At 47.1% G+C, this 10,194-nt stretch carries 8 protein-coding genes; 3 read left to right on the forward strand and 5 right to left on the reverse strand.

Annotated elements, in window-relative coordinates:
• The first annotated feature begins 332 nt into the window (after positions 1 to 332).
• Complete coding sequence (ddlA, locus tag EQY_RS0116075; protein WP_000413688.1) at positions 333 to 1,427, forward strand: D-alanine--D-alanine ligase; 1,095 nt, start codon at positions 333 to 335, stop codon at positions 1,425 to 1,427.
• A 204-nt stretch (positions 1,428 to 1,631) separates the two neighbouring features.
• Here the strand turns inward: ddlA and EQY_RS26275 are convergent, their stop codons facing one another.
• On the reverse strand, positions 1,632 to 1,844 hold the full coding sequence (locus tag EQY_RS26275; protein WP_024212616.1) for a DUF2754 domain-containing protein: 213 nt from the start codon (positions 1,842 to 1,844) through the stop codon (positions 1,632 to 1,634).
• Positions 1,845 to 2,103: 259 nt separating this feature from the next.
• On the opposite strand from EQY_RS26275, the gene EQY_RS0116085 reads away from it, so the two are divergent.
• Complete coding sequence (locus EQY_RS0116085) at positions 2,104 to 2,412, forward strand: YaiY family protein (RefSeq protein WP_000763150.1); 309 nt, start codon at positions 2,104 to 2,106, stop codon at positions 2,410 to 2,412.
• 58 nt (positions 2,413 to 2,470) lie between these two features.
• On the opposite strand, the gene yaiW is transcribed toward EQY_RS0116085, so the two are convergent.
• Both yaiW and sbmA read right to left on the reverse strand, forming a co-directional pair.
• On the reverse strand, positions 2,471 to 3,565 hold the full coding sequence (gene yaiW / locus EQY_RS0116090; protein WP_000084714.1) for a surface-exposed outer membrane lipoprotein YaiW: 1,095 nt from the start codon (positions 3,563 to 3,565) through the stop codon (positions 2,471 to 2,473).
• 12 nt (positions 3,566 to 3,577) lie between these two features.
• The gene (sbmA, locus tag EQY_RS0116095) at positions 3,578 to 4,798 is read right to left on the reverse strand and encodes a peptide antibiotic transporter SbmA (RefSeq protein ID WP_000477003.1); all 1,221 of its coding nucleotides are present in this window, start codon (positions 4,796 to 4,798) and stop codon (positions 3,578 to 3,580) included.
• Positions 4,799 to 5,149: 351 nt separating this feature from the next.
• Between sbmA and ampH the strand changes: the two genes are divergently transcribed.
• The gene (gene ampH / locus EQY_RS0116105) at positions 5,150 to 6,307 is read left to right on the forward strand and encodes a D-alanyl-D-alanine-carboxypeptidase/endopeptidase AmpH (protein ID WP_000830752.1); all 1,158 of its coding nucleotides are present in this window, start codon (positions 5,150 to 5,152) and stop codon (positions 6,305 to 6,307) included.
• On the opposite strand, the gene iprA is transcribed toward ampH, so the two are convergent.
• On the reverse strand, positions 6,308 to 6,931 hold the full coding sequence (gene iprA, locus EQY_RS0116110; RefSeq protein WP_024212617.1) for a hydrogen peroxide resistance inhibitor IprA: 624 nt from the start codon (positions 6,929 to 6,931) through the stop codon (positions 6,308 to 6,310). It abuts the gene before it with no gap.
• An 85-nt stretch (positions 6,932 to 7,016) separates the two neighbouring features.
• A complete protein-coding gene (locus EQY_RS0116115) occupies positions 7,017 to 9,971 on the reverse strand; it encodes an autotransporter YaiT-related protein (protein ID WP_000556493.1) in 2,955 nt (984 codons plus the stop codon).
• Positions 9,972 to 10,194: the final 223 nt, after the last annotated feature.

Consider the following 10,194-nt stretch of genomic DNA (forward strand, 5'->3'; position numbering starts at 1 on the left):
AACGTTTCTCTTATTTAAATAATTCCCTTATAAATAAAACAGCTATTCAATTATAAAGCATTAATATAATAAAAAGTTATGAAATATATTTACTTCGTTAACTTATTATTAAGCTATTCACTGATTGAACCATGGTTAATACCAGAGATAAATTAGCTTCCCGTTCATCATTTTTGTGATCTAACGCACATAATTTAGCCATTGATATTTCTCAGTCAGTACGCTGGGCGCTTTGTGACCAGAAGATTGCAACATTCTGTCAGAAGGCCGCGAATCAACCGTTTTGTCGTGGTAATGTATGTGCTTTATGTTCGACGGGATAGGTTTTTAAGATGGAAAAACTGCGGGTAGGTATCGTTTTTGGTGGAAAATCAGCGGAACATGAAGTGTCTTTGCAATCGGCAAAAAACATTGTTGATGCCATTGATAAAAGTCGCTTCGACGTTGTGCTGCTGGGCATTGATAAACAAGGGCAATGGCACGTCAGCGATGCCAGCAATTATCTGCTAAACGCAGACGATCCTGCCCATATTGCGTTGCGTCCTTCGGCGACCAGCCTTGCGCAGGTGCCGGGTAAACATGAACACCAGCTTATTGATGCACAGAATGGTCAACCATTACCAACGGTGGATGTCATTTTCCCGATTGTCCACGGTACGCTGGGTGAAGATGGCTCCCTGCAGGGGATGTTACGCGTCGCCAATTTACCATTTGTTGGTTCCGATGTTCTGGCTTCTGCTGCATGTATGGACAAAGATGTCACCAAACGTCTGCTGCGTGATGCCGGGCTGAACATTGCGCCATTTATTACCCTGACGCGCGCCAATCGCCACAACATCAGTTTTGCCGAAGTGAAGTCTAAACTGGGTTTACCGCTGTTTGTAAAACCGGCTAACCAGGGTTCCTCCGTAGGCGTCAGCAAAGTAACCAGCGAAGAACAGTATACAATTGCCGTCGATCTGGCGTTCGAGTTCGATCACAAAGTGATCGTTGAGCAAGGGATCAAAGGGCGTGAGATCGAATGCGCGGTTCTGGGCAATGACAATCCGCAGGCCAGCACCTGTGGCGAGATCGTACTGACCAGTGATTTCTACGCCTACGACACCAAATACATTGATGAAGATGGTGCAAAAGTGGTGGTTCCGGCGACCATTGCGCCAGAAATCAACGATAAGATCCGGGCGATTGCGGTTAAGGCTTACCAGACGTTGGGATGTGCTGGCATGGCGCGTGTAGACGTCTTTTTAACGCCGGAAAACGAAGTGGTGATCAACGAGATCAACACGCTGCCAGGCTTCACTAATATCAGCATGTATCCGAAATTGTGGCAAGCCAGCGGCCTGAGTTACACCGACCTGATCACGCGTTTGATTGAGCTGGCACTGGAACGTCATGCTGCGGATAACGCATTGAAAACCACTATGTAATTTTCAATCGCCCGGTAATATTTTTACTGGGCGTTTAAGACTGATAGCAAAGGTAAGATTGCCTGATACGCTTCGCTTACCAGGCCTACCAGATAATTGCAATGTATTGATTTTGCACTATTTTGTAGGCAGGGTAAGACGTTCAAGCCATATCCGGCAAAACAACGAGCACTTTGTCAGCACTCCAGAACGCCCAATCCTCTGTTATTGGGCGTTTTCAGTATCCTTTTCGCGACGACGAATAATCATTCCCGCCAGCCAGAAACTGATCACCCACGTCAGCAGACCGACTGCATAGGTTTGCCAGCCTTTTGCTTCAAATCCCAGCAACCCCACCACACCGTTAAGAATGAAAATCAGGCCAATAGCGAACGCATAATAGTGCCAGTCACGGCGGATTTTTACAGGCAGATTCATGGCGGCTCCGTTAACGAAAAATAACATCCTCGCATAATCGATAACATACGTCTGTGGTGTAGACAGCATTTCCCGTATCGTTAAAAAATTTAACTTAAAGTTACCGTTTTGTGACTCATGGCGAATATTCACGCTTCGGGAATATGCCCACCATCAATTTACCATGATTCTGATATTGACAATCTAAATGACCTGTCAGACTTGCCATAAGCCGCTGGTATCACACCAGAAGAGAAGCAGATGACTTCCGGAGGTTTTTATGGCTGATTTCACCCTGTCAAAATCGCTGTTTAGCGGAAAATATCGCAACGCCTCTTCAACGCCAGGCAACATTGCCTATGCGCTGTTTGTACTGTTTTGCTTTTGGGCTGGGGCGCAATTGCTTAATCTCCTGGTACATGCGCCCGGCGTTTATGAGCGTTTGATGCAGGTGCAAGAGACAGGCCGTCCACGGGTGGAAATTGGTCTGGGAGTCGGCACTATTTTCGGGCTGATCCCGTTTTTAGTTGGCTGCTTCATTTTTGCAGTGGTGGCGCTATGGCTGCACTGGCGACATCGCCGCCAGTAAGATTTACTTTGCCAGATGCGGCCTAAAACGCCTTATCTGGCCTGGTGTTCTCGATTGATCACTGTTTCATACAACGCGCACGTCGTTCATCAACGCGCTTCGCAAACCATGCGGTGGTAAGATTACGGGTGATTTTCGGGCTTTCCAACTGAATCCCAGGCAACATCTCTCGTGGCAGAGATTTCCCCGTTTTCGCTTCTGCAAGCTGATAAACTTTCTTGTACAGTGCCGTCTCTTCAAAAGAGAAGCTATCCCCTTTCTCTAACTGTCGGCGGATTTCACTGTCGCTCATTCCCAGTTTGCCCGCCAGTTTGCGCGTTGCCAATTCTGTTTTCCCAGGCTCTTTGCTGTCATAGCGAATTAAATCACCATCCAGCGCCAGCTTCACGCCGCTGGCTTTACTGACCGCGTTCTGAAACGCGGCATTCCGGCTGGCATACCAGCCAGCGTTAAAATCGGCAAAACGGAAGATTGGCGCACTGTAACTCGCTGGATAATTCAGTAAATGGTAAGTACCGAACCACAAGCCACCGCGACGACTGAAGACTTCCTGACGTACCGTTCCGTCCATTTTCCACGGATAACCTTTGGTATGCTGTTCGGCAAAAGCAATGCTGACCTGCATCGGCCCACCGGTGCGTACCGGGTTGAGCGAACCAAACAGCGTCTGCCCCATCGGCACCATGCTGATCAGATCATCAAAAATCGCGCTTAACTGCTTTTCTGTACGCACAGAATCTAATCGTTCGCTGTAACTTTTGCCGTTTGGCGATTTAATTTTTAGCGCGGTATGAACCAAAAACGCGGGGATATGCATCCGTTCGGCGCGACGGTCAATCTCTTGCCAGGCAATTTTGCTTAAGCCCGGAACAGCCGGATCTGCCTGATAATTTGACTCCTGCTGCGCCACTGCCAGCACCGAGCAGACGTTTTCCAGCGTCGGTGCCAGCCCCTGACTTTCAAAAGTGGTGGCAAGATCTTTCGCCCAGGCATCGCGGTCTTTCACGCTGGCGGGTAACTTCTGCCGCACCACGCTCGCCACATCTATCGCTTTTTCACCCTTTTTCAACGGTTGCGGAGCCTGACTACTACACCCCGCTAAAACCAGAACCACCAATAATGAAAGCGAAGAAAGACGAGTGACCTGCGACATTACCTCTCCTTTTTAACTCAACGTATGGGTTACTTCCTGAATTTTGTCACTATCCAGCTCATGTTCAAAGCTACGCAGACGTTTGTAGATAGACATCAGCTCAACCAGCGTAGTCCACGAGTTAATCAGATACTGGAAAGCACCACGAACCTGACCGAAAACGTTGGTAATTTGCGTCATCAGTCCGAGCGTAATCGTACCGGCAACAATCGACGGAAACAGCAGGAACAAACCGAAAACGTTATCGACTTGCAAATAGAGGATACGGGCGATGTTGAAATACATATAGTGAAAATAGAGGCGGAAATAGTTTTTCCGCACGGCGCTGAACAACTCACGTACCGTTGGCGGCGTCGCGCGCGATGCATCATCTTCACCGTAGACCAACTCTTTACGATAAGCCGCTTCTACGCGTTGGTTTTTAAATTCCAGCCCCGGCAGTTTGATACCCACAACCGCCAGCAATCCGGTTCCCATCAACGACCATACGATGGCTGCAATCACCAGTCCATATGGTATATGCCCGATAATCGGCAATTCCGGTACATGTGCGGAGAGCGTCACCAGTACCGGTAAGAAAGCGATTAACGTCATGATAGCGTTAATAAAACTGACACCCATATTCTCCAGCGTTGAGGCAAAACGCATGGTGTCTTCCTGCACACGCTGGGCGGCACCTTCGATATGACGCAGTTGTTGCCAGTTCGCCATGTAATATTCGTTCATCGCCGTACGCCAGCGAAACACGTAATGGCTGACAAAGAAGTTGTTCAGCACACTGATCACCACAGCAATCAGCGCGATTCCCAGAAAGACGCCCACTTCGCGATAAAATTGTTCGATGGTGACTTTATGCGGCGAACTTAGCGCGGTTTGAATCAGATCATAGAACGGTGCATACCAGGCGTTGACGGCAACCCCAACTTCCACCAGAAACCAGGTAACGAAGATAATCAGCGCAGTGCCGAGTATTGACCAGTATTGCCAACGATGCGGACTGTAGATAAACCAGAACAGCGCAAAAAGCCCTACACAAACAATGTAGTAAGCGTAAAAAACCAGGAAGTCTAACGACCAGAAACGTGCGGCGCTAATCGGGATCTGCCCAGTAGCTCCGGTGATACGCGCCACCCAATCACCACCACCGGCTTGCCAGAAGATCACGGCAATCAGTGCCCAAATAAAGGCCGAGAGAAAAAAGGCTCCCGGCTTTGGGAAAAAAGACTTAAACATATGCTCTCCTGCTAACTTCTTATCGTTTTAACAACTGCTGTGCATTAACCGCATGATTGCTCCGAGGAGCCAGCTAAATGAAACCGCCCATTGTGACCAACGGCAAGGTACTTAGTTCGTCATGCTGACCGTAAGAATTGTTTCGACGGATTTCACAAACAAAGGATTGTTTACATTAGCAGATTCACACGCGCAGGATCACAAATGCAGGCATTGGTGAACAGGAAAAAGATCGTGTTTACGCGCCGTTACGTTTTTAACACTATTATTGCACTAATTCGCCCTTTGCAATCCATCTATGAGTAGTATAAATACGCTCAGTTACCTTCATTTAATTTATGGACACCACCGTTGAAACGTAGTCTGCTTTTTTCTGCCGTGCTGTGTGCGGCGTCATTGACCTCAGTCCATGCGGCGCAGCCGATCACCGAACCGGAGTTCGCCTCTGATATTGTCGATCGCTATGCCGATCATATTTTTTACGGCAGCGGTGCCACGGGGATGGCACTGGTCGTTATTGACGGTAATCAGCGCGTCTTTCGCAGTTATGGGGAAACGCGTCCCGGTAATAACGTTCGCCCACAATTAGACTCTGTAGTCCGAATTGCGTCCCTCACTAAACTGATGACCAGTGAAATGCTGGTTAAGCTGCTCGATCAAGGCACGGTGAAGTTAAACGACCCGTTAAGTAAATATGCTCCACCAGGCACACGCGTGCCGACCTACAATGGAAAGCCCATTACGCTGGTGAATCTGGCAACCCATACCAGCGCCCTGCCGCGTGAACAGCCTGGCGGTGCAGCAAATCGTCCGGTGTTTGTCTGGCCGACACGCGAACAACGCTGGAAATACCTTTCTACGGCGAAGCTGAAAGCCGCGCCCGGCAGTCAGGCTGCATACTCTAACCTTGCGTTTGATCTGCTGGCGGATGCGCTGGCGAATGCGTCCGGAAAGCCTTATACACAGTTGTTTGAAGAGCAGATCACTCGTCCGTTGGGGATGAAAGACACCACCTACACGCCATCGCCAGATCAGTGCCGACGTTTAATGGTTGCCGAGCGCGGTGCCAGTCCGTGCAATAACACGCTGGCGGCAATCGGTAGCGGCGGCGTCTATTCCACGCCTGGCGATATGATGCGCTGGATGCAGCAGTATTTGTCGTCTGATTTTTATCAGCGCAGTAACCAGGCGGATCGTATGCAGACGCTGATTTATCAACGCGCGCAGTTTACGAAAGTGATCGGCATGGATGTACCTGGCAGAGCGGATGCGCTCGGTTTAGGCTGGGTATATATGGCGCCGAAAGATGGGCGTCCGGGAATTATTCAGAAAACTGGTGGCGGCGGCGGATTCATTACCTATATGGCGATGATCCCGCAAAAAAATATTGGTGCTTTTGTGGTCGTCACTCGCTCGCCGTTGACTCGCTTTAAAAACATGAGCGATGGTATCAATGATCTGATAACCGAACTGAGCGGGAATAAACCGCTGGTCATCCCCGCGTCCTGATTAATACTCTGAAGGCAAACGGTTGATAGCGACCAGTTTGCCTTTATTCATTTCGATATAGCCGCCTTTGCGCAAAGCCGCGAGAACTTCTGCGACGACGGAACGTGATATGCGTGTACGTTGATGGATATAATTCATCACACCAATACGTGCGCGTAATTCGTCATTCCAGTCAATCATTGATAATAAAGTGGCGCGAATTTGTTCGTAAGAATTATGTCCAATAAGCTGAACGTCACGTAATTCCAGAATTCGATTTTGCCATGCTAACCAGTAAAAAGCGTCACGCCAGAGTTGATGTTGTTCAATCAGAGAAATGGTTTGTCTGGCAGGCAGATGATATCCCGTACAGTTTCCTTCTGATATTAATTTGTATGGTATATCGTTTTTCATTAAACCATCAGCCAGTCCCATAATAAAAGGAGCCTGGGTAATACCGATAAGTACATTTTCTTCTCTACGCAGAGAGATAACACCTTCTAAAATAACGAATGTGTCTTCGCTATTAACGTCACTTGAAAATATAACTTGCTTTTCATTATTAAACTCGAAGCGAGTGCCGTATCTGGACAAACATTTATCGAGCTTACCAAATTCCTGAAGAGGTTTAACTACAGATAACATTTGCGCGTCCTTTGCAGTAATGCCCGTCAAATCCTTGACGGGCATTATTTAGATTAAATTACCTATTTCTTCGCAGTGAAGAATATTACCAGGTATATTTAACACCCACGTTCGCGGACCAGTCTTGATCTACGTCACCACCACCGAGGTAGTTAGCATCGGTATAGGCACTGAAGTTTTTGGTGAAGCTGAACTGAGTACCCAGACCAACACGTACCGCAGACCCTTCAGTACCGTTATCGATGGAATCGCCGTTCACATCGTTATCGTTGTTAGAGTCGTCGTAAACGTAAGCCAGTTTGAAGTACGGAGTCAGAGCCTGGTCTTCGCTGTAGGTGAAGGTATAACCTGCATCTACACCCAGTTCATAACGCATGCTGTCGTAAGACTGACCGTCAACTTTCATGTCGTTGCTCAGCTGGTAGTCATCACCAGACTGGAACAGACCAGAAACGCTGCCGTAAGGAGTCACGTAACCAGCATCACCCAGTTTGAAGTCGTAACCGGCTTTCAAACCGAAGCCCCAAGCGTCGGAGTTGGTGCTACCGTCAACGTAAGTACCGTTGCTCATGGTTGCAGACAGATCGTTGTTGAAGTGAGAGTAGCTCAGGCTACCATCAACAAAGATGTTGTTCGCGAAGCGAGCAGAAGAGTAGATGTAGGCAGACTGGCTGTCTTGATCTACCTGACCAGAACGGTCGTTCATGTCACCTTTAGCAAAGCCTGCTGCTGCACCGACGATCCACTTAGCGTTGTTACCGTCAACTTTGGTATCAACACCGACCATGATGCCGTTAACATCCTGATCATAGTTGATGGTGCCGTTGTCGCCGTTAAAGTTACCACCGAAGTAGCTTACCCATGCGCCGCCGTTATCAGCCAGGCCATGACGAGAGTTGGTCAGACGAGTACCAACGGTGTCTTGTTCCAGGTTCCAGATATTGGTGTTTGCAGACGGGATGCTCAGCGCCATGTTAGCGTAGTCGGTCAGCTCCATCTGTTGCAGAACAACGGTGTTACCGCGCTGTTCAGCCTGATAGGTGTATGCACCCAAGTCAGCTTTGTTAGCAGCAGAGAAGGTAGCGTTGGTGTTGACGTCGTTTACGTAGATAATTTCTTTATCTTTGTAATCAGCGATTGCGCCAGCGCCAGTTGCGTTGTCGATACGAACTTTGTAGTTACCGGTCGCCGCAACAACGTTGTCTACAGAGCTGTTATCCAGTTCAGTACCGTTGTCTACGTCGCCGTTACCGTTGATAGTCAGGTGACCATCAGAGTTCATAGCAACAATACCATAGCCGTAGTTAGCCTGAGCAGTATCCCAGGTACGGTCGTTCACCAGGTCAGCGTTCAGAACATAATCGCTGCTGTTGATATCAAATACACCAGAAACCACGTTACCGTTATGGTCAGCGATGTTGCCGCTGGTCAGCTCCAGTTTATCGGTACGGAATGCTTCAGTATCAAACTGATCAACGTTCACATCCAGTACACCACCGTTAGTTACGGTGATGGTATTGGCATACAGGTTAGAATAGTTATTCCAGCCAGTAGATTCGGTTAAATTAACGGTACTGTAGCTATCAACAGTCAGGTGGTCTGTAGCAACCAAACCATCTTCACCAATATTCAGTGAGGAGCCGTTGGTTAAACCAATGGTATCTGAGACCAGAGAGGAATCAGTAACATTTACCTGAGAGCCATTATTTACAGCTAATGTATCAATTACTGAACTATTAACGGTATTCCATTCTGAACCATTGTTCAGTGCTACGTTAAATACGCCGCTCTGGAATACTTTGTTGTCAATAATACGGCCCCAATCGTTAGCTTCGATAGTGGCACCAGGGGTCAGACTGTTCGGCGCAACATCATACATATTTGCCGGAGCAATTACTTCAGCACTCATGTTTGCTGAGCCAACCCACTTACTACCGTTGTTCAGAGTAATGTTAAGTTCATCAACGTTCTGAGCGTCATCTACCCAACCACCGTTGGTATCAAGGACTCCGTCGCCATTGCTGTCATGACCGGTTGAATAGAAGAATACGCCATCGTTATTCCAGTGACTTGTGAACTCGACATCACCCAACAGGGTTGAATGGTCAAAGTTTACATTGTTTTTCATGGAATAATTTGAGCCAGCGTTGTCAGAGAACGACAGAGCTACGTCATTTGCGCCACCATTACCAGCGTAATCACTTGGTTCAGCAGACTTACCGAAGAAGCCATTACTTTCTTCAAGCGGAGTTTCTGATCCTGAAGTTACAGTGGAGTTAGACACATTAATGTTGTTGTCCCACTGATGATATTCGTTAGTATAAGTCGTGTTGCTTGTATTGCCTTCAGACAGAGCAATACCTGCTACACGGGAGTTGTTGGTAATATTGATATTGCTTTCAACATCAAGATTTACTGCAACACCCAGAGCGGTATAGAACGTTTCATTGGTTGACTTAGATTTATCGCCATCGAGATAAGTGTCAGTGAAGTAAAGAGCTTCATAGTCATCATCAATGGTGGAATTGGATACGTTCAGAGTGAATACGTCACCATCGTACCAATTGTAATCAAGGTCAGTAGTGGTTCCGTTATGGAAAGTATAGCCATTATAAGTCTGTGGAGTTACAACTTCACCTTTAGCATTAACTTCTTCAGGAGTAATGCTGTAATAACCAAATGGCAGTTCAGAAGTGATTGCCCCATGAATTACTGAATTGCTGATATCTAACTGGTTAACAGAACCGCTAGCGTAATCATGATTCAAGTAATAAGTAGAAATAGTACCGTTAACGGTATCGCCTTTAAAGACGGTGTCAAAATCGCCATTGGCATTATTATAGTAGACAAAACCACTATAATTCACATAGTTACCATCTACAGTACCCGGTGCATCCATATTGCTCCAGTCAAGAGCAGTAGTTGGATTATCGTAATAAGTCCAAGCGTCATAAGTCGCTGCATTAGCCTGAGAGGTGATAGCCAGAGTGCAAGCCAATGCTAATTGTGATACTACAAGTTTCTTTTTCCAGGAGTGCATTTGTCATCCCTCCTCAGGGACGTAATAAGTTGATCCATCAATTATCAATGCATAGAAAACATATTATGTTTCGCGTTTACGATTATGCGGCGTTACAGATGAATGGTTCAATTATTCTTTCCCCTAAGTCCGAATGTGGACATATATGAATAACGTGTAAACACAGATCACAAAAACAGACAAAAACCTAACATTTCAATCTGTTAATGACAGCATTGATTTC

The organism is Escherichia sp. TW14182 (assembly GCF_000208525.1).
In the GTDB taxonomy this organism is placed as follows: domain Bacteria; phylum Pseudomonadota; class Gammaproteobacteria; order Enterobacterales; family Enterobacteriaceae; genus Escherichia; species Escherichia ruysiae.